This is a genomic window from Pseudomonas sp. PDM20 (genome assembly GCF_014852575.3).
Taxonomy (GTDB): Bacteria; Pseudomonadota; Gammaproteobacteria; order Pseudomonadales; family Pseudomonadaceae; genus Pseudomonas.
On sequence record NZ_CM181224.1, the window covers coordinates 58,028 to 81,558 of the forward strand.

At 67.0% G+C, this 23,531-nt stretch carries 24 protein-coding genes; 11 read left to right on the forward strand and 13 right to left on the reverse strand.

Going from position 1 to position 23,531, the window contains the following annotated elements:
- Positions 1 to 178 precede the first annotated feature (178 nt).
- Both trpA and trpB read right to left on the reverse strand, forming a co-directional pair.
- Positions 179 to 985, reverse strand: coding sequence for a tryptophan synthase subunit alpha (gene trpA, locus IB261_RS00260; RefSeq protein WP_151188872.1), 807 nt, complete (start codon positions 983 to 985; stop codon positions 179 to 181).
- On the reverse strand, positions 982 to 2,190 hold the full coding sequence (trpB, locus tag IB261_RS00265; RefSeq protein WP_081518938.1) for a tryptophan synthase subunit beta: 1,209 nt from the start codon (positions 2,188 to 2,190) through the stop codon (positions 982 to 984). The genes trpA and trpB overlap by 4 nt, the downstream gene beginning before the upstream one ends.
- 219 nt (positions 2,191 to 2,409) lie before the next feature.
- Between trpB and IB261_RS00270 the strand changes: the two genes are divergently transcribed.
- From IB261_RS00270 to IB261_RS00290, 5 genes are all read left to right on the forward strand, one after another.
- Positions 2,410 to 3,306 (forward strand): LysR family transcriptional regulator, encoded by an 897-nt coding sequence (locus IB261_RS00270; protein WP_192383474.1) that lies wholly within the window; start codon positions 2,410 to 2,412, stop codon positions 3,304 to 3,306.
- A 100-nt stretch (positions 3,307 to 3,406) separates the two neighbouring features.
- Positions 3,407 to 3,622, forward strand: a complete 216-nt coding sequence (locus tag IB261_RS00275) for a dodecin (protein WP_017518905.1) — start codon at positions 3,407 to 3,409, stop codon at positions 3,620 to 3,622.
- A 162-nt stretch (positions 3,623 to 3,784) separates the two neighbouring features.
- Positions 3,785 to 4,006 carry a DUF1161 domain-containing protein gene (locus IB261_RS00280; RefSeq protein ID WP_081518936.1) on the forward strand — a complete coding sequence of 74 codons (222 nt, stop codon included), beginning with the start codon at positions 3,785 to 3,787 and terminating at the stop codon, positions 4,004 to 4,006.
- Between the two features lie 129 nt (positions 4,007 to 4,135).
- Positions 4,136 to 4,558 carry an OsmC family protein gene (locus IB261_RS00285; protein WP_081518935.1) on the forward strand — a complete coding sequence of 141 codons (423 nt, stop codon included), beginning with the start codon at positions 4,136 to 4,138 and terminating at the stop codon, positions 4,556 to 4,558.
- 91 nt (positions 4,559 to 4,649) lie between these two features.
- On the forward strand, positions 4,650 to 4,886 hold the full coding sequence (locus IB261_RS00290) for a DUF1161 domain-containing protein (protein WP_045213615.1): 237 nt from the start codon (positions 4,650 to 4,652) through the stop codon (positions 4,884 to 4,886).
- A gap of 447 nt (positions 4,887 to 5,333) precedes the next feature.
- On the opposite strand, the gene IB261_RS00295 is transcribed toward IB261_RS00290, so the two are convergent.
- Together IB261_RS00295 and IB261_RS00300 are read right to left on the reverse strand one after the other, a co-directional pair.
- Positions 5,334 to 5,774 (reverse strand): PA0061/PA0062 family lipoprotein, encoded by a 441-nt coding sequence (locus IB261_RS00295; protein ID WP_081518934.1) that lies wholly within the window; start codon positions 5,772 to 5,774, stop codon positions 5,334 to 5,336.
- 43 nt (positions 5,775 to 5,817) lie between these two features.
- Complete coding sequence (locus IB261_RS00300; protein WP_081518933.1) at positions 5,818 to 6,234, reverse strand: PA0061/PA0062 family lipoprotein; 417 nt, start codon at positions 6,232 to 6,234, stop codon at positions 5,818 to 5,820.
- A 65-nt stretch (positions 6,235 to 6,299) separates the two neighbouring features.
- On the opposite strand from IB261_RS00300, the gene IB261_RS00305 reads away from it, so the two are divergent.
- Positions 6,300 to 7,391 (forward strand): aminopeptidase, encoded by a 1,092-nt coding sequence (locus IB261_RS00305; RefSeq protein WP_192383473.1) that lies wholly within the window; start codon positions 6,300 to 6,302, stop codon positions 7,389 to 7,391.
- Positions 7,392 to 7,686: 295 nt separating this feature from the next.
- On the opposite strand, the gene IB261_RS00310 is transcribed toward IB261_RS00305, so the two are convergent.
- Both IB261_RS00310 and IB261_RS00315 read right to left on the reverse strand, forming a co-directional pair.
- Positions 7,687 to 9,210, reverse strand: a complete 1,524-nt coding sequence (locus IB261_RS00310; protein ID WP_192383472.1) for a 3-hydroxyacyl-CoA dehydrogenase — start codon at positions 9,208 to 9,210, stop codon at positions 7,687 to 7,689.
- A 47-nt stretch (positions 9,211 to 9,257) separates the two neighbouring features.
- On the reverse strand, positions 9,258 to 10,889 hold the full coding sequence (locus IB261_RS00315) for an AMP-binding protein (RefSeq protein ID WP_192383471.1): 1,632 nt from the start codon (positions 10,887 to 10,889) through the stop codon (positions 9,258 to 9,260).
- 210 nt (positions 10,890 to 11,099) lie between these two features.
- Here IB261_RS00315 and IB261_RS00320 point away from each other — a divergent pair, with 210 nt between their 5' ends.
- On the forward strand, positions 11,100 to 11,885 hold the full coding sequence (locus IB261_RS00320) for an IclR family transcriptional regulator (RefSeq protein ID WP_081518930.1): 786 nt from the start codon (positions 11,100 to 11,102) through the stop codon (positions 11,883 to 11,885).
- A 456-nt stretch (positions 11,886 to 12,341) separates the two neighbouring features.
- On the opposite strand, the gene IB261_RS00325 is transcribed toward IB261_RS00320, so the two are convergent.
- From IB261_RS00325 to IB261_RS00335, 3 genes are read right to left on the reverse strand one after another with little or no spacing between them, the layout of a single operon-like run.
- Positions 12,342 to 13,472 (reverse strand): acyl-CoA dehydrogenase family protein, encoded by a 1,131-nt coding sequence (locus IB261_RS00325; RefSeq protein WP_192383470.1) that lies wholly within the window; start codon positions 13,470 to 13,472, stop codon positions 12,342 to 12,344.
- A 10-nt stretch (positions 13,473 to 13,482) separates the two neighbouring features.
- The gene (locus tag IB261_RS00330) at positions 13,483 to 14,673 is read right to left on the reverse strand and encodes an acyl-CoA dehydrogenase family protein (RefSeq protein ID WP_192225623.1); all 1,191 of its coding nucleotides are present in this window, start codon (positions 14,671 to 14,673) and stop codon (positions 13,483 to 13,485) included.
- A 9-nt stretch (positions 14,674 to 14,682) separates the two neighbouring features.
- Entirely contained in the window at positions 14,683 to 16,776 is a 2,094-nt protein-coding gene (locus IB261_RS00335) for a 3-hydroxyacyl-CoA dehydrogenase NAD-binding domain-containing protein (protein WP_192383469.1), read from the reverse strand.
- Positions 16,777 to 17,349: 573 nt separating this feature from the next.
- On the opposite strand from IB261_RS00335, the gene IB261_RS00340 reads away from it, so the two are divergent.
- Positions 17,350 to 18,300: an alpha/beta fold hydrolase gene (locus IB261_RS00340; RefSeq protein ID WP_081518925.1), complete on the forward strand. Its 951-nt coding sequence runs from the start codon at positions 17,350 to 17,352 to the stop codon at positions 18,298 to 18,300.
- A 1-nt stretch (position 18,301) separates the two neighbouring features.
- On the opposite strand, the gene IB261_RS00345 is transcribed toward IB261_RS00340, so the two are convergent.
- Together IB261_RS00345 and IB261_RS00350 are read right to left on the reverse strand one after the other, a co-directional pair.
- On the reverse strand, positions 18,302 to 18,757 hold the full coding sequence (locus IB261_RS00345) for a GNAT family N-acetyltransferase (RefSeq protein WP_192225620.1): 456 nt from the start codon (positions 18,755 to 18,757) through the stop codon (positions 18,302 to 18,304).
- A 56-nt stretch (positions 18,758 to 18,813) separates the two neighbouring features.
- Positions 18,814 to 19,731 (reverse strand): LysR family transcriptional regulator, encoded by a 918-nt coding sequence (locus IB261_RS00350; RefSeq protein ID WP_151188884.1) that lies wholly within the window; start codon positions 19,729 to 19,731, stop codon positions 18,814 to 18,816.
- A gap of 97 nt (positions 19,732 to 19,828) precedes the next feature.
- Here IB261_RS00350 and IB261_RS00355 point away from each other — a divergent pair, with 97 nt between their 5' ends.
- Positions 19,829 to 20,116 (forward strand): DUF2218 domain-containing protein, encoded by a 288-nt coding sequence (locus IB261_RS00355; protein ID WP_192383468.1) that lies wholly within the window; start codon positions 19,829 to 19,831, stop codon positions 20,114 to 20,116.
- 244 nt (positions 20,117 to 20,360) lie between these two features.
- Here IB261_RS00355 and IB261_RS00360 read toward each other — a convergent pair whose 3' ends face one another.
- Complete coding sequence (locus IB261_RS00360) at positions 20,361 to 20,642, reverse strand: type II toxin-antitoxin system RelE/ParE family toxin (RefSeq protein ID WP_081518921.1); 282 nt, start codon at positions 20,640 to 20,642, stop codon at positions 20,361 to 20,363.
- Positions 20,639 to 20,866, reverse strand: a complete 228-nt coding sequence (locus IB261_RS00365; protein WP_045213580.1) for a CopG family ribbon-helix-helix protein — start codon at positions 20,864 to 20,866, stop codon at positions 20,639 to 20,641. Before IB261_RS00365 ends, IB261_RS00360 begins: the two co-directional genes overlap by 4 nt.
- A 262-nt stretch (positions 20,867 to 21,128) precedes the next feature.
- Between IB261_RS00365 and IB261_RS00370 the strand changes: the two genes are divergently transcribed.
- Complete coding sequence (locus IB261_RS00370; RefSeq protein WP_192383467.1) at positions 21,129 to 22,514, forward strand: sodium:solute symporter family protein; 1,386 nt, start codon at positions 21,129 to 21,131, stop codon at positions 22,512 to 22,514.
- Between the two features lie 25 nt (positions 22,515 to 22,539).
- Positions 22,540 to 23,496, forward strand: a complete 957-nt coding sequence (gene speB, locus IB261_RS00375) for an agmatinase (protein ID WP_192383466.1) — start codon at positions 22,540 to 22,542, stop codon at positions 23,494 to 23,496.
- The last annotated feature ends 35 nt before the right edge of the window (positions 23,497 to 23,531 follow it).

A 23,531-nucleotide genomic window follows, 5' to 3' on the forward strand; every position in this document is an offset into this window, starting at 1 on the left:
GAAACGAAAAAAAGCCCGGCATTCGCCGGGCTTTTTTGTGCTCCCTGCAGGAGCGGATATTCCAGGTGACGCAGTTCGTAGGATGGGTGGAGCGCAGCGATACCCATGCTGTGTTCGCACGGAATCGATGGGTATCGCTGCGCTCCACGCCATCCTACGTAAAGCCTGATGGCAACCCTCAGCGGGCGTTGCGCACGCCTTCGGCCAACTGACGGCACAGGCCGAGCACGCTCTGCACCGCGTCGGCGGAGCTGGTGGCTTCGGCGATCTTGTCGATCAGCGCCGAGCCCACCACCACGCCATCGGCCAGGCGGGCGATGCTCGCCGCGTGTTCCGGGGTGCGGATGCCGAAGCCGATGGAGACCGGCAGGTCGGTGTGGCGACGCAGGCGCGCCACGGCTTCTTCGACATGGTCCAGGGTCGCCGCGCCGGCGCCGGTCACGCCGGCCACCGAGACGTAGTAGACGAAGCCCGAGCTGCCGTTGAGCACGGTCGGCAGGCGCTGGTCGTCGGTGGTCGGCGTGGTCAGGCGGATGAAGTCCAGGCCGGCGGCCTGGGCCGGGTCGCAGAGGTCTTCGTTGTGCTCCGGCGGCAGGTCCACCACGATCAGGCCGTCGACGCCGGCCTCTTTCGCATCGGCGATGAACTTGTCCACGCCGTAGTAGTGGATCGGGTTGAAGTAGCCCATCAGCACCAGCGGCGTGGTGCTGTTGCCCTGGCGGAATTCGCGGACCATCTTCAGCGTCTTGACCAGGTTCTGGCCGTTGCCCAGGGCGCGGATGTTGGCCAGCTGGATCGCCGGGCCGTCAGCCATCGGGTCGGTGAACGGCATGCCCAGCTCGATCACGTCGGCGCCGGCTTCGGGCAGGCCCTTGAGGATGTCCAGCGAGGTCGAGTAGCCCGGATCGCCAGCGGTGATGAAGGTCACCAGGGCGGCGCGGTTCTGCTCTTTGAGTTCGGCGAAGCGGGTCTGCAGGCGGCTCATGCTTGCGGCTCCTGTTGCATGTGGTGCATGACGGTCTGCATGTCCTTGTCGCCACGACCGGACAGGTTCACCACCATGATGTGGTCCTTGGGCAGGTTCGGCGCGCGCTTGAAGACCTCGGCCAGCGCGTGGGAGGACTCCAGTGCGGGGATGATGCCTTCCAGGCGGCAGCACTGGTGGAAGGCTTCCAGCGCCTCGTGGTCGGTGATCGAGGTGTACTCGACGCGGCCGATGTCATGCAACCAGGCGTGTTCCGGGCCGATGCCGGGGTAGTCCAGGCCGGCGGAAATGGAGTGCGCGTCGATGATCTGGCCATCCTCGTCCTGCAGCAGGAAGGTGCGGTTGCCGTGCAGCACGCCTGGCACGCCACCGTTCAGGCTGGCCGCATGCTTGCCGGTCTCGATGCCGTGGCCGGCGGCTTCGACGCCGATGATCTGCACGCTGGCATCATCGAGGAACGGGTGGAACAGGCCCATGGCGTTGGAGCCGCCGCCGATGCAGGCGACCAGCGAATCGGGCAGGCGGCCTTCCTTCGCGGCCAGCTGCTCACGGGTTTCCTTGCCGATTACCGCCTGGAAATCGCGGACCATCGCCGGGTACGGGTGCGGGCCGGCCACGGTGCCGATCAGGTAGAAGGTGTTGTGCACGTTGGTGACCCAGTCGCGCAGCGCTTCGTTCATCGCGTCCTTCAGGGTGCCGGTGCCGGCGGTGACCGGGATCACCTCGGCGCCCAGCAGTTTCATGCGGAACACGTTGGCCTGCTGGCGATCGATGTCGGTGGTGCCCATGAAGATCACGCATTCCATGCCGAAGCGCGCGGCCACGGTGGCGGTCGCCACGCCGTGCATGCCGGCGCCCGTCTCGGCGATGATGCGTTTCTTGCCCATGCGCTTGGCCAGCAGGATCTGGCCGATGCAGTTGTTGATCTTGTGCGCGCCGGTGTGGTTCAGCTCTTCGCGCTTGAGGTAGATCTTCGCGCCGCCACAGTGCTCGGTCAGGCGCTCGGCGAAGTACAACGGGCTCGGACGGCCGACGTAGTCGCTCTGGAAGTAGGCGAGCTCCTTCTGGAACTCCGGATCTTCCTTGGCCTTCTCGTACTCGCGGGCCAGGTCGTGGATCAGCGGCATCAGGGTCTCGGCGACGTACTGGCCGCCAAAGTGGCCGAACAGGCCCTTGGCGTCTGGACCGGTGCGCAGTGTGGACATGGGAAGGCTCCTTGGGTCTCTTGGCGGCAAGGCACTGGGCACTGCCGCGTGAATTTTCGTAGGGCGCTTAAGGCGCCAGCGTTATCCGCCCTGGCGGGTCGACCGCGCAGCGAGTTGGCTGATGCTCCTGCAAGTGCTGCTCAGGATACGGCTGTGTGATGACGGGGAAAAGCGATAAGATCGCCGCAACCTGTCAGGAAAACTCACGGATAGTGCGCCATGAGCCGAGACCTTCCACCGCTCAACGCCCTGCGCGCCTTCGAGGCTGCCGCCCGTCTGCGCGGCATGAGCGCAGCGGCTGACGAGCTGAGTGTCACCCACGGGGCGATCAGCCGGCAGATTCGTCTCCTCGAAGACGAGCTGGGCGTGACCCTTTTCGTCAAGGAAGGTCGCGGCGTAAAACTCACCGATGCCGGCGTTCGCCTGAGCGAGGTGGCCAGCGATTCCTTCGAGCGCCTGCGCAGCGTCAGCGCCGAACTGCGCCGCCAGGCCGGCGGCGATGCGCCCTTCGTCCTCGGCTGCCCCGGCAGCCTGCTGGCGCGCTGGTTCATCCCGCGCCTGGACCGTCTGAACCGTGACCTGCCGGACCTGCGGCTGCAACTTTCCGCCAGTGACGGCGACCTCGACCCGCGTCGTGGCGGCCTCGACGCCACCCTGTGCTTCGCCACGCCGCCGTGGCCGATGGACATGCGCGTGCTGGAGCTGGCGGTGGAAAGCATCGGCCCGGTGCTCAGCCCGCGCTCCCCGCGCTTCGAGCAACTGCGCGCGGCACCCGCCGGGGCGCTGCTGGGTGAGTCGCTGCTGCACACCGTCTCGCGCCCGCAGGCCTGGCCGGAGTGGGCCGCGCGCCATGGCCTGGAGCCGACGCGGCTGAAGCTCGGCCAGGGTTTCGAGCACCTCTACTACCTGCTCGAAGCCGCCGTGGCTGGCCTTGGCGTGGCCATCGCGCCGCAGCAACTGGTGGCCGACGACCTCGCCGCCGGCCGCCTCGCCGCACCCTGGGGCTTCGTTGAAACCACGGCGCGGCTGGCACTGTGGGTCCCCGAGCGCCGTGCAGACCCGCGCGCCGAACGCCTGGCGCGCTGGCTGCAGACGGAGCTGAACGGCCGGGCGTAAAGTCTGAACCGCCCCGTTTGCCGTCGGTCCACCCCTCTACTACTGTCCATTGGGCGCGCTGGCATTCTGCCTGTGCGCCGCCAGACCCAGGAGAGAGGCAATGTCCAATCACCACACCTACAAGAAGATCGAGCTGGTCGGCTCCTCGCGCACCAGCATCGAGGATGCGATCAACAACGCGCTGGCCGAAGCGGCCAAGAGCATCGACTTCCTGGAGTGGTTCGAGGTGGTGGACACCCGCGGACACATCGAGAACGGCGCGGTGGGGCACTACCAGGTGACCATCAAGGTCGGTTTCCGCATCGCCAACAGCTAGATCGCCCGCGGCTCGATCCTGTTTGTCGAGGGCCGTTTGTCACGCGGCTCTTCTGTCACGTGCTGCTGCCATGTTGGCGAGGCGCGTGGTCGTGCGTACCGGGGTAGCCCGGTTTTCCGGCCCGTTCGGGCCTTTTCTGTGAACGACGAGGGAGCGTTACCGATGAAGAAGTTCCTGATCGCTGTGGGGGTCTTCGCCCTGGCTGGCAACGTCTTTGCCGCCGGCAAGCCGTGCGAAGAGCTGAAGTCGGAAATCGATGCGAAGCTCAAGGCCAAGGGCGTTGCTTCGTACAGCCTGGAGGTCGTCGACAAGGGCAGCGCGGGCGGCAAGCAAGTCGTCGGCACCTGCGAAGGCGGCACCAAGGAAATCGTCTACTCCAAGTAAACGCCTGGATGTGAAACGAGGCCGGGCTCCGCGAGGGGCCCGGCCTTTTTCATGGTCTGCAAAAAGCTGAACCCGCTGGCGCGGACGGGCCTCGAAAGTCCTGACTGCAACCCACGCGGAGGACGCGACATGAAGAAATCGGCATCGGCCCACTGGCAGGGTGGTCTGAAGGACGGCAAGGGCACGATCTCCACCGAGAGCGGTGCCCTCAAGTCCCAGCCTTATGGCTTCAATACCCGCTTCGAGGACGCGCCGGGGACCAACCCGGAAGAACTGATCGGTGCAGCTCACGCCGGCTGCTTTTCCATGGCGCTGTCGATGATGCTCGGCGAGGCCGGCCTGACGGCCGAGAGTATCGATACGAAGGCCGAGGTCAGCCTGGAAAAGCTCGCCGACGGCTTCACCATCACCGCTGTGCACCTGACGCTGAAGGCGAAGGTGCCGGGCACCGACGCGCAGACCTTCCAGGCCATCGCCGACAAGGCCAAGGCCGGCTGCCCGGTCTCGCGGGTGCTCAACGCACGCATCACCCTCGACGCCAGCCTCGAATGAGCCTGTGGGGCACTCTGTCCGGCGGTTGCGGTCCACCGTTAGGATAGGGTGCCCCGCCGTGGGGCTATGACGAGGGACTGTGATGACGACGATGAAGTGGGCCGTGGCGACGGGCGTGGCGGTACTGCTGGCGAGCGGCGCGAGCTGGGCGGCGGTGAAGCCCTGCGAGGAGCTCAAGGCCGAGATCGAGACCAAGATCCAGGCCGCCGGGGTGACCTCCTACACCCTGGAGATCGTGGACAAGGCCGAGGTGAAGGACCCGAACATGGTGGTCGGCACCTGCGACAATGGACAGCGGCGGATCATTTACCAGAAGAACGACGGCTGAGTGCGGCGGGAGATCACAGGGGCGCGCCTTGCGTGCTCCCAGAGTCCAGCAGGAGCGTAGGGCGCATAACCCGGCACGGGTTATCCGCCAGTTCGGCGGATAACGCCTCAGGCGTTATGCGCCCTACGCGGATAATCGGTTGGAGCGCCCCGCCCGCCCGGCGGGCGCCGCGACCGACTGCGTAGAAGATTCTCCAGCGCTCGGGTCAGCCCTCACCCTAACCCTCTCCCAGGGGGAGAGGGGACTGTTCGGTGGAGGATGAAACTACAGCGTCAGCCGGCACAATTTGCTCCCTCTCCCTCAGGAGCGGGGTGCGCAGCCAGGGCTGGGGTGAGGGGGGAACGTCGGCACAAACTTGCCGGAACGAAGACAGCTGCTCCTACAGGGTGTGGCCTGGCACGTAGGGCGCATAACCCGGTACGGGTTATCCGCCGATCAGCTATCTGGTCAGAACGGCCCACAGCGCACCGCGCCCTGGAAATCCGTCTTCGCCACCAGCTTGCCATTGGCGTCCGTCAGCAGCGCCAGTGCGCTGCGCAATTGCGGGCGCAGCTCCAGTCGATAGCGCTGGCCGGCGGCGAAGTCGTCGTAGGTCACCTTGACCCGGCAGGTCAGCTCCGAAGGGTCGGTCATCTGGCCCATGCCGCCGCCGCTGGAGACTTCGTACTGGAAGCGCACCACCAGCTCGTGGCGTCCCGGCGTCACCTGGTAGAAGCGGCCGTCGTTCACCGACTGGCCATCCAGGCGCTCGGCCATCAGCGTCTTGCCCGGCGTGGTGTAGAGGTCGATCCAGGCCATCTGCGGGTCGTGGGCCGGCAGCGGGCTGGCGCAGCCGGCGAGCAGGGCGATGCCCAGGGGTAGGAGACCGGGGAGATGACGCGGGCGCATGGAGGCTCACCGTGGGATGGATTCACCCCACAGCATACCCCGCTCAGGCCTTGGCGCAGCCCCGTTCGCGGCCGCGGGCGATTTCGCCGCCCTGGGCGTCGTAGAGCTTGGCCCAGGGGCGGAAGCCGATGCTGCCGGTCTCCAGGCGATAGCGCTGGCCAGCGCTGAATTCCTTGTACTGCACTGTCATTTCGCAGTCGCGCCAGAGCGCCTCGTCCACCGGGCCGATGTCCACCGGTTCGACCTGGAACTGGAAGCGCACACGCAACTCGTGGGAGCCCGGGTCGACCTCGAAGTAACGGGTGCTGGCCCATTCCTTGTTGTCCACTTCCATGGCCGCCAGGTCGCTCTGGCTATTGGTGTCCAGGTCGACCCAGGCGCGGTTCGGGTCCGGCTGGGGCATCAGCATCGAACAGCCGCTCAGGGCGAGCAGGCCGGCAGGTATGAGGAGGGCGCGCATCGGGGGTGGCTCCTGGGTCGAGGGGGCGGCAGCGAGCGGACCAGGCCCTGTGCTATGTTCCGCGCATGCCCTTCCGCCTTCTTATCCCGACACTCGACAGCCGCCTGTGCCGCTGGGTTCCCTGCCTGGCCATCTGGGCGCTGAGCGGTTGTTCCACCGTGGGGTATTACGGCCAGCTGGCGGACGGCCAGTTGCGCCTGCTCGCCGCCCGCGAGCCTGTGGCCGAAGTGGTCGCCGACCCGACCCGCGACCCCGCCTTGCGCCAGCGTCTCGAGCTGTCCCAGGAAGCCCGCGCCTTCGCCAGCGCCGAACTGGGCCTGCCGGACAACCAGAGCTACCGCCTGTATGCCGATATCCACCGGCCCAACGTGGTGTGGAACGTGTTTGCCACGCCGGAGCTGTCGCTGCAGCCGCTGACCCACTGCTTCCCCATCGCCGGCTGCGTGGCCTACCGCGGCTACTACGGCGACCAGGGGGCGCAGGCCGACGCCAAACGCCTCAAGGAACAGGGGCTGGACGTCTATGTCGGTGGCGTGGAGGCCTATTCGACCCTCGGCTGGTTCGACGACCCGATCCTCAGCAGCATGTTGCGCTGGGGCGACCAGCGTCTGGCCGAGACGATCTTCCACGAGCTGGCGCACCAGAAGTTCTACCTGCCCGGCGATACGGCGTTCAACGAGTCCTACGCCTCCTTCGTCGAGGCCGAGGGCGGTCGCCGCTGGCGTGAGGCGCGCCATCTGCCGGATGAAGCGCCGTTGCTGGCCGAGCAACGCAAGCGCTTTACCGAGCTGGTGCTCGATACCCGCGAGCGCCTGCAGGCGCTTTACGCCAGCCCACGCAGCGACGCCGAGAAACGCGCCGGCAAGCAGGCCGAGTTCGAGCGCCTGCGCCGCGACTACGCGCGGATGCGCGATGAGGACTGGGGCGGCAAGGCGCCCTTCGACGCCTGGGTCAACGCTCCGCTGAACAACGCCAAGCTGTTGCCCTTCGGCCTCTACGACCAGTGGGTGCCGGCCTTCGCCGCGCTGTTCGCCCAGGTCGGCGGCAACTGGCCGGCGTTCTATGCACGGGTGGAAAAGCTCGGGGCGTTGCCGCCGGCAGAGCGCAAGGCGGCGCTGGAGAAGTTGAAGGCCGGGGAGTTCGTCAGCTTCCGGTGACTGCTCTGCCGGGATGGTTCAGCGCGATGGCCGTTCAGTGCGCAGCGTTTTCCTGCAGAAGCGACTGTCTTCTTTCCGGCAGGATTGTGCCTGCGTTGCCCCTCACCCCAGCCCTCTCCCTCAGGGAGAGGGGGCAGATTGTGCCGACTGAAGCCACGTTTTCATCCTGCACCGAACGGTCCCCTCTCCCCTTGGGAGAGGGTTAGGGTGAGGGCCGGCCAGAGTGCAGAACCAGCGGGTTGGCGGGCCATGCCCGCGATCGCGCGCACGGCGCGCTCCTGCAGGTTGACGAGTGTCACTCCGCCCTGTCCGGGCTGTGCAGCGGCAAATCCAGCTGCACGCGGCGGCGCAGCCACGGGCTGGGCCGGTAGCGCGCCTCGCCGTAGCAGACCTGCAGGCCCTGAAGAATGGTGAGGATGCGCGCCGCGCCGTAGTGCTCGCCGAAGGCCAGTGGCCCCAGGGGATAACCCAGCGCCAGTTGCACCGCGCGGTCCAGCGTCACCGGGGTGGCGATACCGCGCTGGGCGATCTCGCCGCCGAGGTTGACGATACCGGCGACCACCCGCTGGCTGATGAAGCCGGGCGAATCATTGATCACTTCCACCGGCACGCCGTCGCTGCCCAGCGCCTGGCGCGCCTGGGCTTCGAGCTTGGGGTCGAGCGCCGGCTGGCGCATCAGCACGCGGCGGCGGTCCAGTTCGGTGAAGGTCTCCAGCGCCAGGCTGCGCTCTGGCGGCAGGCCGAGGGCGTCGATGCGCGTGCTGGCATCCACACCCAGCGGGGTGACCAGGCAGATGGCGCGGGACGACGGTGCTTCGCCGGTCTCCAGCACCACGCCGCCCAAGGTAAGGATCGCCGCCACGCGGTGGCGCAGCTCCGGGTCCTGGCTGTCGAGCCAGTACGGGCGATTGAGCAACACGGTTTCGTGCTGTTCCTCGGGCTCGCGCACGGCCTGGCCGTCGCGGTAGCGGTAGAAGCCCTCGCCGCTCTTGCGCCCCAGCAAGCCGCCGACGACGCGCTGCGCGGCCAGCGGCGACGGCGTGTAGCGCGGGTCCTGGTAGAACTGCTGGTAGAGCGACTCCATCACCGCGTGGGACACGTCCAGGCCGGTCAGGTCGAGCAGCTCGAAGGGCCCCATGCGAAAGCCCACGCCGTCGCGCAGGATGCGGTCGATCTGTGCCGGGCTGGCGATGCCTTCGCCGAGGATGCGCAGGGCTTCGGTGCTGAAGGCGCGGCCGGCGTGATTGACGATGAACCCGGGGCTGTCCGGCGACACCGCCGGGTAGTGCCCGGCCTGCTCCGCCAGCCGGCTCAGGCGGCGCACCACCGACTCGCTGGTGCGTTGGCCGCGCACCACCTCGACGATGCGCATCAGCGTCACCGGGTTGAAGAAGTGGAAGCCGGCGACCCGCTCCGGGTGCTGGCAGCGTGCGGCGATGCGGGTGACCGAGAGCGACGAGGTGTTGCTCGCCAGCACGGCATCCGGCGCCACGCGTTTTTCCAGCTCGGCGAGCAGTGCCTGCTTGGCGCCGAGGTCCTCGATGATGGCCTCGATCAGCAGGTCGCAGTCGGCCAGCTCGTCCAGGCTGTGGGTCGGCAGCAAACGCTGCATCGTCGCGTCGAGGCCGTCCGCGGCGAGCTTGCCCTTGGCCACCGCGCGCTCCAGCAGCTCGCGGTTGAAGGCCAGGGCCTGCTCCACGGTCTGCGGGTTGCTGTCGTACAGGCGTACCGTCCTGCCTGCGCTGGCGAACAGCTGGGCGATGCCGCGGCCCATGGCCCCGGCGCCGATCACGCCAATACGGTGGAAGGACTCGGTCATGCTGCGGGTCTCGTCGTGCGCACCTGCTTCAACCATAGACGCTGTGCTCACGCGGTGGTCCTTTTGGCCAGTTCCAGGTCACGCAGTTGTCGGCGCAGCAGCTTGCCGACACTGGTCTTGGGCAGCTCGTCGAGCACCTCGACGAAGCTCGGCACCTTGTAGCCGGTGAGGTGCTCGCGGCAGTGGGCGATGATCTGCGCCGGCGCCAGCGTCTCGTCCTTGAGGCTGACGAACAGCTTCACCGATTCGCCCTTGCGTTCGTCCGGCACGCCGATGGCTACGCACTCGCGCACGCCGGGGTGGCGCATCACCGCGTCTTCCACCTCGTTGGGGAACACATTGAAGCCCGAGACCAGGATCATGTCCTTCTTGCGGTCGACGATCTTCAGCATGCCGTCGGCGTCCAGCTCGGCGATGTCGCCGGTCTTCAGCCAGCCGTCGGAGGTGAGCACCTGGGCGCTCTCCTCCGGGCGTTGCCAGTAGCCCTGCATGACCTGTGGGCCGCGCAGCCAGAGTTCGCCGGGCTGGTCGGGGCCGGTGTCGTTGCCCTCCTCGTCCACGGTGCGCAGCTCGGTATCCACCAGCGCCTGGCCGACGTAGCCCTCGCGGTACGGGCTCAGCAGCGTGCCGGTGGAGACCACCGGCGAGGCCTCGGTGAGCCCGAAACCTTCGCGCACCGGCGCACCGGTCAGCGCTTCCCAGCGCCGGCCGACTTCGCGGTTCAGCGGCGCGCCGCCGGAGGTCACCCACTTCAGGTGGCTGAAGTCGATGCTGGGGAAATCCGCGTGGTTCATCAGGCCGACGAACAGGGTGTTGATCCCGCTCATCAGGGTGAAGGGATAGCGGCGCATCGCGCCGATGATCTCGTCGAGGTTGCGGCCGTCGCGGATGAACACCGTGTGCAGGCCCATGCCCACCGAGGACAGGCAGTTCGTGGCGAAGGCCATGATGTGATAGAGCGGCAGCGGCGCGATGCGCACATCGGTGGCCGGCTCCAGCAGACCGGGGCGCAGGAACAGTTCCAGGGTCTGGATGACGTTGGCGATCAGGCAGCGGTGGCTGAGCATCGCGCCCTTGGAGACGCCCGTGGTGCCGCCGGTGTACTGCAGCAGCGCGAGGCGATCCAGGCCCGGCTCGGCCTCCACCGGCGGTGCCTCGGCACCCAGGCGCAGGGCCTGCTGGAAGCGCGTGCAGTCGGCCTCGTCGCTGTCGAACTGTGGGCGCTCGATGTCGTCGATGGAGGTCAGCAGCACCTGGCGGATGTCGCAGTGTGCCTGCACGCCGCGCAGCAGCGGCAGCAGGCGGTCGAGCAGCAGCACGGCGCTGGCGCCGGAGTCGGCCAGTTGATGGCGCAGCTCGCTGGCGGTGTATTGCGGGTTGGTGTTCACCAGCACCACGCCGGCCTTCAGCGCGCCGAAGGTGGCAATGGGGTACTGCAGGGAGTTGGGCAGCATCAGCGCCAGGCGGTCGCCGGCTTGCAAGCCGGCGTGGTGGCGCAGGTAGCGGGCGAAGGCGTCGGCCTGGCGCTCCAGCTCGGCGAAGCTCAGGTGGCTGTCGCCGCAGGAAAACGCCAGGCGCTGGGGGAATTGGCGGCAGGCATCGCGCAGCAGGTCGTGGAGATTCTGGTAGGCGTGACGGGCGAGCTCGCGGGCCACGTGACCGGAGGGTTGAGCAGACATCGACTTCTCCGTTTCTTTTTCGAGCCTGTAGTGGCTCTGGATTCGAATTGTTGTTCTGCACAGCGAAACATCGTGTCGAAATCGATGGTATGCGATAGGCTAGCCCGGCGCAACGAGCACACGCGGACCGCTGCGTGGCGCCTGGGCGATCTGCTATCGTTCGCCCGCGCCGCGCGTGGCGCCGCAACTGCAATCCCCCGCCGAGGCCCCATGAGCGACGAAGTCGAAGACAGCAGCAACCCCAAGGACCGCAAGTACGTCGAGGCCCTCGCCCGCGGACTGGACGTGCTGCGCGCCTTCACCCATGGCTCGGTGGTGCTCGGCAACCAGGAAATCTCGCGGATCACCGGCCTGCCCAAGGCGACGGTGTCGCGTATGACCTACACCCTCACCCAACTCGGCTACCTCTGCTACTCGCAGCAGCACGAGAAATACCAGCTGGATTCCGGCGTGCTGGCGCTGGGTTACGCCTATGTCTCCAACCTGCGCGTACGCCAGCTGGCCAAGCCGTACATGGACGCCTTCGCCCGTCGCACCAACACCACGGTCGGCCTGACCTGCCGCGACTGGCTGTCGATGATCTACGTGGAAAACTGCCGTCCTCCGGAAGCCACTTCCCTGCGCATGGACGCCGGCGTGCGCCTGCCACTGGCGACCACCGCTGCCGGCCGCGCGTACCTCGCCGCGACCCCGGAGCAGGAGCGTGAGCACCTGCTGTCGGCCCTGCAGGAGCGCCACGAAGGCGATTGGTCGGTCATGCGTGCCTCGCTGGAAGCGTCCTTCGAGGAGTTCCGCCAGCATGGTTTCTGCCTGTCCCTGGGCGACTGGGATCGTAATGTGCGCGCCGCCGGCGTACCGCTGCGCCTGGCCGACGGCGGGCTGATGGCGCTGACCTGCGGGGCGCCGTCGTTCCAGCTCAGCGAGGAAACGCTGCGCGGGTCTTTGGCGCATGAGCTGGAGATTCTGGCGCGGGATATCGAGAGCCTCGGGGCCTGATCGTCCGCAAGCTTTTGTAGGAGCGGAGCTTCTCCGCGATATCCATCGCGGCTGACTCGGTGCTCTATCTGAACGACGGCGTCATGCGCTCAAGTAGGAGCGGACTCCGTCCGCGATGTGTCAGCTTCACGCCTTGTTTCCCGCGTCGCTTCGGCGTGCGCGCGAGCATTTTGTTTCGCCCCCTCGGGCGACCCACTTTGGAAAGACCCAAAGTAGGCAAAGGTCTTGCCCCTCCATCCGGTTTTTCGCCTAGGCGAAAAATACCCTCGTTGAATCGAAGTTTCAGGGGCACGCCACGAAGGGCCATCCCTGGCCCATCGTGGCTCTCGCGACATCCATGTCGCTCAACCCCTGAAACTCCAATTCAACGAGGCCTCCTGAAAGGGGCGGTCCGGAGTGCTCGGATGTCGCTCTGGAAGACTTCAAGAGCAATGGCGGTTCACTTCGAGGTTTCTCTCACGCGACTTCCATGAGCCTCGCATAAGCCTTCAGGTGATGATCGTCGTCCCCCAGCTGGTGGCTGAGCATCACCAGGCGCTTGGCGTGGTGCGCCAGCACGTATTCCCAGGTCATGCCGATGCCGCCGTGCAGCTGGATCGCCTGCTCGGCCACGAAGCGCGCCGCGCGGGTCACGATGAACTTGGCCGCCGCCAGGGTGCGGCTGCGCTCGGCGCTGTCGGGCTGGTCGGCGACGCAGGCGGCGAGGATCGCCATGCTGGTGGCCTGTTCCAGCTCGCTGCGCATGTCCACCATGCGGTGCTGCAGCACCTGGAACTTGCCGATGGGGGTGCCGAACTGCTTGCGCGTCTTCAGGTAGTCCAGGGTCAGCGCGCAGGCTTCCTGCAGACTGCCGAGGGCTTCGGCGCACTGCGCGGCGATGGCGCGGCCCTGTTGATAACGCAGCGCCGGTAGCGCCTCGCCCGGCGTGCCAATGGCCTCGCCGATGGCGCCGTCGAGGAACAGCTCGCAGGCGCGCTGGCCGTCCACTGTCGGGTAGTCGCGGCGGCTTACGCCCGCCTGCTGCGGATCGATCAGGAACAGGCCGATGCCCGCCTCGTCCCGCGCATTACCGGACACCCGCGCCGAGACCAGGATCGCTGTGGCGCTCTGCCCGCCGGTCACCACCGCCTTGCGTCCGCTCAGCTTCCAGCCGTTACCGGTTTGCTCCGCACGGGTCTGCACGTCGTGCAGCTGGTAGTGGCTCTGGGGTTCTTCCAGCGCGACCGCCAGCTGCGCTTCGCCGCTGGCGACGCGCGGCAGCCAGTGGTCCTGCTGCGCGGCGCTGCCCAGCTGGGCGATCAGCCCACCGCCGTGCACTACCGATTGCAGGTAAGGCTCCAGGCACAGACCACGGCCCAGCTCGGTGAGCACCAGCATGCTTTCCACGCCGCCGCCAAAGCCGCCATGGCTTTCCGGCAGCGACACCGAGATCAGCCCCAGCTCGCCGAGCTGGCGCCAGAATTCGGCGCTGTAACCCAGCGCGCTTTTGCTGAAGCCTTCGCGCTTGTCGAACGGGTAAGCGTCGCGGACCAGGCGGGCCGCGGTGTCCTGCAGCATCTGCTGCTCTTCGCTCAGTTTGAAGTCCATGGTCCTGGCCTCACAGCTCGAGAATCATCTTGGAGACGATGTTCTTCTGGATTTCGTTGGAGCCGCCGAAGATCGACAGCTTGCGCAGGTTGAAATACTGGCTGGCCGGCGCGGCCGAGTAATCCGCATGCAGCGCCTGGCTGCCCAGTTCGAATTCGTCCTCGATGAAGGGCAGCGCGTAGGGGCCGAGCACCTTGCGCAGCAGGTGGCTGATCGCCTGGCGGATCTCGGTGCCCTTCACTTTCAGGATCGAGCTTTCCGCGCCCGGCACGCCGCCTTCGCGGGCGGCGGCGAGGATGCGCAGGGTGCTCATCTCGATGGCCATCAGCTGCATCTCCACCTCCGCCACCTGGGCGCGGAACAGCGGGTCTTCGAGCATCGGCTTGCCGTCGCACAGCTCGCGGCTGGCGACCTGCTTCAGGTGCGCGAGCACCGCCTTCGACGCGCCGATGCCGGCCAGCCCGGTGCGCTCGTAGGTCAGCAGGTACTTGGCGCAGGTCCAGCCTTCATTCTCGCGGCCCACCAGGTTCTCCACCGGCACGCGCACGTTGTCGAAGAACACCTCGTTGACCTCGTGCTCGCCGTCCAGGGTGATGATCGGGCGCACGGTGATGCCGGGGGTCTGCATGTCGATCAGCAGGAAGCTGATGCCGCGCTGTTGCTGCGCCTCGGGGTCGGTGCGCACCAGGCAGAAGATCCAGTCGGCGTGCTGGCCGAGGGTGGTCCAGGTCTTCTGGCCGTTCACCACGTAATGGTCGCCGTCACGCACGGCGCGCGTCTTCAGCGAAGCGAGGTCGGAGCCGGCGCCCGGCTCGGAGTAGCCCTGGCACCACCAGTCGGTGCCGTCGAGGATGCGCGGCAGGTAGTGCGCCTGCTGCTCGGGCGTGCCGAACCTGATGATCACCGGGGCGACCATGTTGACGCCGAAGGGGATGGTGCGCGGCGCGCCGAAGGCGGCGCATTCCTCTTCGAAGATGTGCTTCTGCACGGCGTTCCAGCCGGTGCCGCCGAAGGCTTCCGGCCAGTGCGTGGCGTACCAGCCCTGCTCGGCGAGCACGCGCTGCCAGCGCTGGTGGTCGCCCTTGTTCAGGTGTTTGCCCAGGCGCACCTTGCTGGCGATGTCCTTGGGCAGCTGGCTGTCGAGGAAGCGGCGGACTTCATCGCGGAACGCCAGTTCGTCAGGGGTGAAGTGGATGTCCATGGTGGGTCCTCAAAGATCGGCGAAGCGGCGGCCTTCGGCCACCAGGCGTTCGAGCAGCGGTGCGGGCTGCCACCAGGCGCCGAGGCGCTGGTGGAACTCGCGGATTCGTTCGAGCACTTGCGCAAGGCCGACGCTGTCGGCGTAGAACAGCGGGCCGCCGCGCCAGGCGGGGAAGCCGTAGCCGTTGAGGAAGATCACATCGACGTCGCTGGCGCGCTGGGCGATGCCTTCGTCGAGGATGTTGGCGGCCTCGTTGATCAGCGCGTAGAGGCAGCGCTCGAGTATTTCTTCATCAGCGACCGGCGCGCGGGTGATGCCACGGTCGGCGGCGGCCTGTTCCAGCATGGCCGGCAGCGCCGGGTTGTCCTGAGCGGCGCGACCGCCCTCGCCGTACTGGTAGAAGCCGGTGCCGGTCTTCTGCCCAAGCATGCCAGCGGCGATCAGGTGGTCGAGCACTGTGGGCAGTGTCTGGCCGGGCCTGAGGTTCGGTCGCTGGCGCGAGCGGATCGCGTGGCTGATGTCGAGCCCGGACAGGTCGCGTACCGCCAGCGGCCCCATGGCCATGCCGAAGCTGCGCAGTGCGCGGTCCACCTGCGCAGGTGTGGCGCCCTCCTCCAGGAGGAATTCGGCCTGGCGGCCGTACTGGAAGATCATGCGGTTGCCGACGAAACCGTCGCACACGCCGACCACCACCGAAACCTTCTTCAGGCGCTTGCCCAGCTGCATGGCGGTGGACAGCACGGTGTCCGAGGTGGCCTTGCCGCGCACCACTTCGAGCAGGCGCATGACGTTGGCCGGGCTGAAGAAGTGCAGGCCGACCACGTCCTGCGGACGCTTCGTGAAGGCGGCGATCTCGTCGAGGTCCAGCGACGAGGTGTTGCTGGCGAGGATCGCGCCGGGCTTGCAGTGGGCGTCCAGTTGTTCGAAGACCTGGCGCTTCACCTCCAGGCTTTCGAAGACGGCTTCGACCACCACGTCGGCATCGCCCAGCGCGGCGTAGTCGAGCACGCCGCTGATCAGGTCCAGGCGCCGCTCCATCTCTTCAGCGCCCAGGCTGCCGCGCGCCACGCTGGCGGCGTACAGGCTGCGGGCGCGGTCGAGGCCGCGTTGCAGGGCTTCGTCATTCACTTCCAGCAGTTGCACCGGGATGCCGGCGTTGGCAAAGCACAGCACGATGCCGACGCCCATGGTGCCGCCACCGATGACCGCGGCGCGCCGGATGTCCCGTGGCTGCACGTCGGCGGCCAGCCCGTCGACCTTGGCGGCTTCGCGCTCGGCGAAGAAGGCGTGGATCAGCGCGGCGCGCTGCGGGGATTCCATGCATTGCATGAACAGCTCGCGCTCGCGCCCCAGGCCTTCGCGCAGCGGCAATTGCGTCGCCGCTTCCACCGCGTCGATGCAGCGCTGCGGTGAGAACTGGCCGGGCAGGCGCTTCTGCACTTCGCCGCGCTTGTGGGCGATCAGCTCGGCGAGGCCGCTTTCCTGCACGCGCTCGTAGCGCTCGCCGGTGCGGCGCGGCCCTTTGCCGTCCGCCAGCAGGCGCTGGGCGAAGGCGAGTCCGGCGTCGATCAGTTCGCCGTCGAACAGCTCGTCGACGATGTTGAATTCGAGGGCCTGCGGCGCGCGGATCGGCGCGCCGGAGACGACCATCTCGAGGGCTTTTTCCACACCCGCGAGACGCGGCAGGCGCTGGGTGCCTCCGGCGCCGGGCAGCAGGCCGAGCTTCACTTCCGGCAGGCCGACCTGGGCGTCGCGGCGGGCGATGCGGTAGTGGCAGGCCAGGGCTACTTCCAGGCCGCCGCCCAGGGCGGTGCCGTGGATCACGGCAACGCTGGGCTTGCTGGCGCCTTCAAGGATATCGACCACCTCGGGCAGGGACGGCTCCTGCGGCGGCTTGCCGAACTCACGGATATCGGCGCCGGCCATGAAGGTGCGCCCGGCGCAGACCAGCACCACCGCGCGTACCTGCGGATCGGCCTCGGCCTGCTGGAAGGCGGCGAGCAGCCCGGCGCGGACGGCATGTCCGAGGGCGTTCACCGGTGGGTTGTCGACCGTCACCAGGGCTATCTCGCCCCGGCGTTCGAGCTGTACCGCTTCTGACATGCTGAGCTCCGTTTTAGCGTTGTTTTAACGGAATGATGTTTCGCTGTGCAGAATACGATGCTGTTTTTTGTCGATTGATTGCAAGGCTTTTCGTAGGATCGAGGGGCGCCTGTTCATTGCTCGCGGACAGCACGGCACCGCGACTCAGCCGGCGGATAACCCATTCCGGGTCATGCACCTTGCGGTGTGCGTGGGCGTAGGAGCCACTGTCTTTCCCTGGTAGTTCGGTGTTTGTGCTTTCCCCCTCACCCCAGCCCTCTCCCTCAGGGAGAGGGAGCAAATCGTGCCGGCTGACGCTGTGGTTTCATCCGGCACCGAACGGTCCCCTCTCCCCCTGGGAGAGGGTTAGGGTGAGGGCCGATCCGAGCACAGATCTATCCGGTAGGAGCGGACTCCGTCCGCGATTGGATTCCTGCGCGATGCGGACCTATCGCGGACAGAGTCCGCTTGTACGCTCCTGGTGACATATGGCACCGGCCATCGGGGATCGGCCGGCATTCGCCTGGTGAATGACTTTCGGCTGGCACGCCGGGCTTGGCATAGTGAAGCTCATCATCTGCGGGAGAGCGCGCCATGAACGAGTTCGAACACCAGTTGCTGGCGGTCAACGGCATCCAGCTCAGCCTCTACAGCTGTGGGCCGGCGGACGGCAAGCCAGTGTGGATGCTGCACGGCTTTCCCGAGTGCTGGCATTCCTGGCAGCACCAGATGCGCGCCCTCGCCGCTTCCGGCTACCGCGTGTTCGTCCCGGAAATGCGCGGCTACGGCCAGAGCAGCGCGCCACAAGAAGTGGACGCCTACGACGTGCTGACGCTCTGCGCGGACATCCAGGGCGCCATGGATGCGCTGGGACATGAGCGCGTGGCAATGGTCGGGCATGACTGGGGCGCGCCGGTGGCGTGGCACCTGGCGCTGCTGGAGCCGCAGCGCGTGGAGGTGCTGGCGACGCTCTCGGTGCCCTTCGCCGGCCGCGCGAAGCGCCCGCCCGTGGAGATCATGCGCGAGGTGTTCGCTGGCAAGTTCTTCTACATCCTCTACTTCCAGCAGCCCGGCCGCGCCGAGGCCGAGCTGGATGCGGACATCGCGCTGAGCCTGCGCCACTTCCTGGGTGACAACGTGCGCCTGGCGCCGGATCAGTCCCCCGACGGCCGCCTGTTCGACGGCCTGCCACCGCCGCCGGCGCACCCGGCCTGGTGCAGCGAAGAGGACTTCCAGTGGTACGTGCGGACCTTCGAGGGCCGGGGTTTCCACGGCGCGCTGAACTGGTACCGCAACTTCGAGCGCAGCTGGCAACGCACCGAGCCGCTGGCCGGGCGCAAGGTCGAGCAGCCGACGCTGTTCCTGATCGGTGACCGTGACCCGGTCGGCCGTTTTGAGGCCTACACCGTGCAGCGCATGCCCGAGCACGTGCCCAACCTCGAACAGCATGTGCTGGAGAACTGCGGCCACTGGATCCAGAGCCAGCAGCCGGAGCGGGTGAACGCGCTGCTGGGGGACTTCCTCGGCCGGCATTACCCGGCCTGAGTCAGGCGTCGCGGCGCATGCCGATGTGCGGGATATCGTCCTCCAGGTAGACCTCGGTCACCGGCGTGAAGCCATAGCGACCGTAGTAGCCCTGCAGGTGCGCCTGGGCCGAGAGGTATACCGGCAGCCCCGGCCAGCGCTGGGCGATGGCCTGCAGCGCCTGCTCCATGAGCTGGTGGCCCAGGCCAGTGCCGCGGCCCTGCGGGGCGATCACCACGCGACCGATCACCACGTCGCCGTCGTGGCGTTGCGGGTCGAGCAGGCGCAGGTAGCCGATCAGCTTGCCCTCCTCTTCCACCATCAGGTGGCAGGTGTCGCCAAGCAGGTCCAGGCCATCGACTTCCTGGTAGGGGCACTTCTGTTCCACCACGAAGACTTCGGTGCGCAGCTGCAGGATGGCGTAGAGCTCTTCCTTGGTCAGGTCGCGGTGGTGCTTGCAGGTCCAGTTCAGGGCCATGTGGTGTTCACTCCGATCATCGAGGCGGCGTATTCAGAGCGGCATGGTAGCGCGCCTCAGACCGGCGCGTGGAAGCGCAGCGTGGTCGAGCCGCCGAGGTGCCGGCGCAGCGCTTCGATGGCGACCTTCACCTTGGCCGGCTGGGCATCGCGGCGCGGAGTGACGGCATAGATGCCGAACGGCGGCAGCGTCCACTCCGGCAGCAGCCGCACCAGCCTGCCCTCCTCCAGCGCCTCGCGGACCTCCGGCTCCGGCTGGGCGGAAACCCCGAGGCCGTCGAGGGTGAACTGGCGCAGGGCGATCATGCTGTTGGCCGCCACGCGCGCCTCCAGCCGCAGCTTGCAGCTCTCCCCGCCCGGCCCGCTGAAGTTCAGGTAGGCCTGGTGCGCCACGGTGTTCAGCGAGAGCCAGTCCACGCCCTGCAGCTGCTGCGGATGGTCGATGGCCGGCATGCGCCGCAGGTACGCGGGAGCGGCGCAGATGACGTTGTTCCACTCCGCCAGGTGCCTTGCCACCAAGCTGGAGTCGGACAGCGTGCCGACGCGGATGGCGAGGTCGATGCGCTGCTCGATCAGGTCGATCTGTTCGTCGTGGAAGAACAGCTGCAGGCGCAGCTGGCGATGATTCTCCAGCAGCGGACGCAGCGCCTCGGTGATCAGTTTGCCGGAGAAGCCCACTGGCGCGGCCAGGCGCAGTTCGCCCACCGGTGCCTCGCGCCATTCGCCCAGGCGCTGCTCGGCCTCCTCGGCGATGGCGAGCATCTGCGCGCAACTGCGGTAGAAGGCTTCGCCGGCCTCGGTCAGCGTCAGCTTGCGCGTTGTGCGGTGCAGCAACGTGACCTGGGCGTGGGCTTCGAGCTTGCGGATCTGCTGGCTGACCGCCGAAGGCGTCATGCCCAGCGCTTCGGCCGCGGCGGCCATGGAGCCGCGCGCGACCACGGTGGCGAACACCGCCATACCGCGAAGATTGTCCATTGTGAAGCTCCGCTAAAGAGTGAAAGGCAAAATAGCGGGTTTTTCCCTGGATTGCCGGCGCCTAGGATGTCATCTCCCAAAATGGAGAAGAGAAAAGATGCCTTCGAGCCGTGCCACCGTCCCTACCCCCGATGCCGCGCGCTACCTCAAGCGCCTGTGCAACCACTTCGCCCACAAGCTGCCGGTCGAACTGACCGATGACCGTGGCGTGCTGCCCTTCGATTTCGGCACCTGCCGTCTGCACGCGACCCCGCAGGCGCTGCTGATGGACGCCGAGTCTGCCAATGCGGAAGGCCTCGAGCGCCTGCAGAACGTGGTGGTCAGCCACCTCGACCGTTTCGCCTGGAAAGAAGGCCAGCTGCCGGTGAACTGGCAAGCCGCCTGACAGCGCTGGCGGAAAAAGCGCAAAAACGAAAAAACCCGGCCAAGGCCGGGTTTTTTGTTGCCTGGAAAAAGCCAGGCGTCGCTGAGGATTCGTGACCGTGATCGCTGTTGTCGGTCACTGAAAATACACGGGCTCAAGCAGGGTCGCTAAACAGGCAGAGGTATTGGCATTCGTTCGTTTGAATGCTTTTTAACCAAACTCCAAAGTCAATACTTTGAAACATCTTGTAACTGTGTGGCCACTTTTACCCCGAGTTATCCACACGGTCGATGCGCAAAATCTGCACAGAACGCCCCTTTACCCGGAAAGCGGCCTGGTACGGCCAGCGCTCGACCAGCAATTCGCGCACGCCGGGCACCTCGCTGGGCACACCGCTGCTGCTTTGTTCCAGGTTCGCCAGCGGGCTGACCTGCTCGACGATGTCCTGGATGGCCCGCAGCGCCTTCTCCGGGCCGATCAGCACGACGTAGTGGTCGTAGATGGCATCCAGGTCGGCGGCGGCCTTGTGCGTCCACTGCAGGCTCATGCCAAGCCCCACTTGGCTTCGATGGCCGCGTGCTCCAGCAGATGGCCGGCATCGGCGTCCGCCACTCCCTCATCAATGGCCGCCACATGCCAGCTCTGGCGCTCCAGGTACTGCGCCAGCGCCTGGCGCAGGTGGTAGGGCCGATCCCGGTGGGTGGCGCGGGCCAGCTGGTCCAGCGCCGCCACGAGGGCATCATCGGCGCGGAACGAGACAACGGTGGTCACTTTTTGAACAGCTCCGTTTACGCTGTATACAGTGTTTACAACGATAACATACGTATACGAATCAAGCACTTGAGGAAGGAGAAGTTTTTCGCTTCGGGCGCCCGGAAGGGCGCCTGAAGGCCTGTGGATGCGGGCTGGAGCAGTACTTTCGTGGCGGCGAAAGTTGGCTTCCGGCTTCGGGGATTTGTCGGCGGGACGAGGGGCATCAGGCTGGCGGGGCGAAGGCCTGATTCCCACACAACAACAACAGGAGCCCCCCGCCATGCTGCTCGATTACCTGATCATGCTGGTCTACGCCCTGAGCATGCTTGCCCTGGGCTGGTACGGAATGCGCAAGGCGCGCAACCAGAACGACTTCCTCGTCGCCGGGCGTCGCCTCGGCCCGGGGCTCTACCTGGGCACCATGGCTGCGGTGGTGCTCGGTGGCGCGTCCACCATCGGCACCGTGAAGCTGGGTTACCTCTACGGGCTGTCCGGCCTGTGGCTGGTGTTCATGCTGGGCCTGGGGATCATCGTCCTCAGCCTGGTGTTCTCGCGGCAGATCGCCAGGCTGAAGGTCTACACCGTCACGCAGATCCTCGAGCAGCGCTACCAGGCGTCGTCGCGGCTGATCGGCGGCATCGTGATGGTTGCCTACGACCTGATGGTGGCGGTCACCGCGACCATTGCCATCGGCTCGGTGACCGAGGTGGTCTTCGAAATCCCGCGCATTCCGGCGATCCTCTGCGGCGGCGGCATCGTCATCGTCTATTCGGTGATTGGCGGCATGTGGTCGCTGACCCTCACCGACATCATCCAGTTCGTGATCAAGACCCTCGGCATCTTCGCCGTGCTGCTGCCGCTGTCGATCCACGAGGCGGGCGGCCTGTCGCGCATGCAGGAAGTGCTGCCGGCGGGCTTTTTCGACCTCGGCCACATCGGCCTGGACACCATCCTGACCTACTTCCTGCTGTACTTCTTCGGCGCGCTCATCGGCCAGGACATCTGGCAGCGCGTGTTCACCGCGCGCAGCGAGAAAGTGGTGCGCTACGCCGGCCTCGGCGCGGGCGTCTACTGCATGCTCTACGGCCTGGCCTGTGCACTGATCGGCGCCGCCGCCCACGTTCTGCTGCCCAACCTGGCAGTGCCGGAAAACGCCTACGCCGAAGTCACCCGCCAGGTGCTCCAGCCAGGCCTGCGCGGGCTTGTGGTCGCGGCGGCGCTGTCGGCCATCATGTCCACCGCCTCGGGCTGCCTGCTGGCGGCCGCCACGGTGTTCCAGGAGGACATCTATGCGCGCTTCCTGCGCCCTGGCGCGCCCAACGGCCTGCGTGAGAGCCGCCTGTTCACCTTGATGATGGGCGTGGTGATGCTTGCCCTGGCGTGCCTGGTGAACGACGTCATCGGGGCCCTGAGCATCGCCTACAACCTGCTGGTCGGCGGCCTGCTCGTGCCCATCCTCGGCGCCCTGCTGTGGCGTCGTGCTTCCGCACGCGGAGCCATGGCCAGCATCGTGGTCGGCTGCCTGGTGGTGGTCGCCTTCATGGCCATCGACGGCGTGCTCGCCAATACCCCCATCGCCTACGGCCTGCTCGCCAGCCTGGTCACTTTCGTGGTGGTCAGCCTTGCCGGCGCACCCGCCGCCAGCCTGCAGGAGCAGGCCGACTGAACCTCAATCCGACAGGAGACGCCCCATGCCCCATGACTTCCCGCAACCCCTGGATGCCGCGCAGATCCCACGCTTCGCCGGCATCCCCAGCTTCATGCGCCTGCCGATCTTCGAGGACCCGGCGCAGGTGGATATCGCCCTGCTCGGCGTGCCCTGGGACGGCGGCACCACCAACCGCGCCGGCGCCCGTCACGGGCCGCGCGAGGTGCGCAACCAGTCGAGCCTGATGCGCAAGGTGCACCACGTCAGCCATATCGCACCCTATGACCTGCTGCGCATCGGCGACATCGGCGACGCTCCGGTGAACCCCATCGACCTGCTCGATTCGCTCAAGCAGATCGAGGGCTTCTACCGGCGCATCCACGCCGCCGGCACCATCCCGCTGTCGGTCGGCGGCGACCACCTGGTGACCCTGCCGATCTTCCGCGCGCTGGCCGCCGAGCGACCCATCGGCATGGTGCACTTCGACGCCCACTCCGACACCAATGACCGCTACTTCGGCGACAACCCCTACACCCACGGCACCCCGTTCCGCCGTGCCATTGAGGAAGGCTTGCTGGACCCGAAACGCACGGTACAGATCGGCATTCGCGGTTCGATCTACGACGCCGACGACGAAGCGTTCGCCCTTGAGCAAGGCATTCGCGTGATCCACATGGAAGAGTTCGCCGACCTGGGCGTTGCCGCCACGCTGGCCGAAGTGCGCCGGGTGGTGGGGCAGGGGCCGACCTACGTGACCTTCGACGTCGACGTGCTCGACCCGGCCTACGCGCCCGGTACCGGCACGCCGGAGATCGGTGGCATGACCACGCTGGAGGCGCAGCACATGATCCGCGGTCTGCAGGGGTTGAACCTGATCGGCGCCGATGTGGTGGAGGTTTCGCCGCCGTTCGACCAGGGCGGGGCGACCGCGCTGGTGGGCGCCACCATGATGTTCGAGCTGCTCTGCGTGCTCGCTGATTCGGTCGCCGCACGCCGTTGACCACCCTGGGGGTTCACGGGGCGGCGCGCTCGGCG

Bases quoted from the DNA above. Each gene is read 5' to 3' on its own strand.
- IB261_RS00315 (WP_192383471.1), bottom strand. From the start codon at position 10,889: ATGTCTGCTCAACCCTCCGGTCACGTGGCCCGCGAGCTCGCCCGTCAC.
- speB (WP_192383466.1), top strand. From the start codon at position 22,540: ATGCCCCATGACTTCCCGCAACCCCTGGATGCCGCGCAGATCCCACGC.
- IB261_RS00285 (WP_081518935.1), top strand. From the start codon at position 4,136: ATGAAGAAATCGGCATCGGCCCACTGGCAGGGTGGTCTGAAGGACGGC.
- IB261_RS00300 (WP_081518933.1), bottom strand. From the start codon at position 6,234: ATGCGCGCCCTCCTCATACCTGCCGGCCTGCTCGCCCTGAGCGGCTGT.
- IB261_RS00305 (WP_192383473.1), top strand. From the start codon at position 6,300: ATGCCCTTCCGCCTTCTTATCCCGACACTCGACAGCCGCCTGTGCCGC.
- IB261_RS00270 (WP_192383474.1), top strand. From the start codon at position 2,410: ATGAGCCGAGACCTTCCACCGCTCAACGCCCTGCGCGCCTTCGAGGCT.
- IB261_RS00340 (WP_081518925.1), top strand. From the start codon at position 17,350: ATGAACGAGTTCGAACACCAGTTGCTGGCGGTCAACGGCATCCAGCTC.
- IB261_RS00310 (WP_192383472.1), bottom strand. From the start codon at position 9,210: ATGACCGAGTCCTTCCACCGTATTGGCGTGATCGGCGCCGGGGCCATG.
- IB261_RS00290 (WP_045213615.1), top strand. From the start codon at position 4,650: ATGAAGTGGGCCGTGGCGACGGGCGTGGCGGTACTGCTGGCGAGCGGC.
- IB261_RS00275 (WP_017518905.1), top strand. From the start codon at position 3,407: ATGTCCAATCACCACACCTACAAGAAGATCGAGCTGGTCGGCTCCTCG.
- trpA (WP_151188872.1), bottom strand. From the start codon at position 985: ATGAGCCGCCTGCAGACCCGCTTCGCCGAACTCAAAGAGCAGAACCGC.
- IB261_RS00355 (WP_192383468.1), top strand. From the start codon at position 19,829: ATGCCTTCGAGCCGTGCCACCGTCCCTACCCCCGATGCCGCGCGCTAC.
- IB261_RS00295 (WP_081518934.1), bottom strand. From the start codon at position 5,774: ATGCGCCCGCGTCATCTCCCCGGTCTCCTACCCCTGGGCATCGCCCTG.
- IB261_RS00370 (WP_192383467.1), top strand. From the start codon at position 21,129: ATGCTGCTCGATTACCTGATCATGCTGGTCTACGCCCTGAGCATGCTT.
- IB261_RS00335 (WP_192383469.1), bottom strand. From the start codon at position 16,776: ATGTCAGAAGCGGTACAGCTCGAACGCCGGGGCGAGATAGCCCTGGTG.
- IB261_RS00350 (WP_151188884.1), bottom strand. From the start codon at position 19,731: ATGGACAATCTTCGCGGTATGGCGGTGTTCGCCACCGTGGTCGCGCGC.
- IB261_RS00330 (WP_192225623.1), bottom strand. From the start codon at position 14,673: ATGGACATCCACTTCACCCCTGACGAACTGGCGTTCCGCGATGAAGTC.
- IB261_RS00325 (WP_192383470.1), bottom strand. From the start codon at position 13,472: ATGGACTTCAAACTGAGCGAAGAGCAGCAGATGCTGCAGGACACCGCG.
- IB261_RS00345 (WP_192225620.1), bottom strand. From the start codon at position 18,757: ATGGCCCTGAACTGGACCTGCAAGCACCACCGCGACCTGACCAAGGAA.
- IB261_RS00360 (WP_081518921.1), bottom strand. From the start codon at position 20,642: ATGAGCCTGCAGTGGACGCACAAGGCCGCCGCCGACCTGGATGCCATC.
- trpB (WP_081518938.1), bottom strand. From the start codon at position 2,190: ATGTCCACACTGCGCACCGGTCCAGACGCCAAGGGCCTGTTCGGCCAC.
- IB261_RS00280 (WP_081518936.1), top strand. From the start codon at position 3,785: ATGAAGAAGTTCCTGATCGCTGTGGGGGTCTTCGCCCTGGCTGGCAAC.
- IB261_RS00320 (WP_081518930.1), top strand. From the start codon at position 11,100: ATGAGCGACGAAGTCGAAGACAGCAGCAACCCCAAGGACCGCAAGTAC.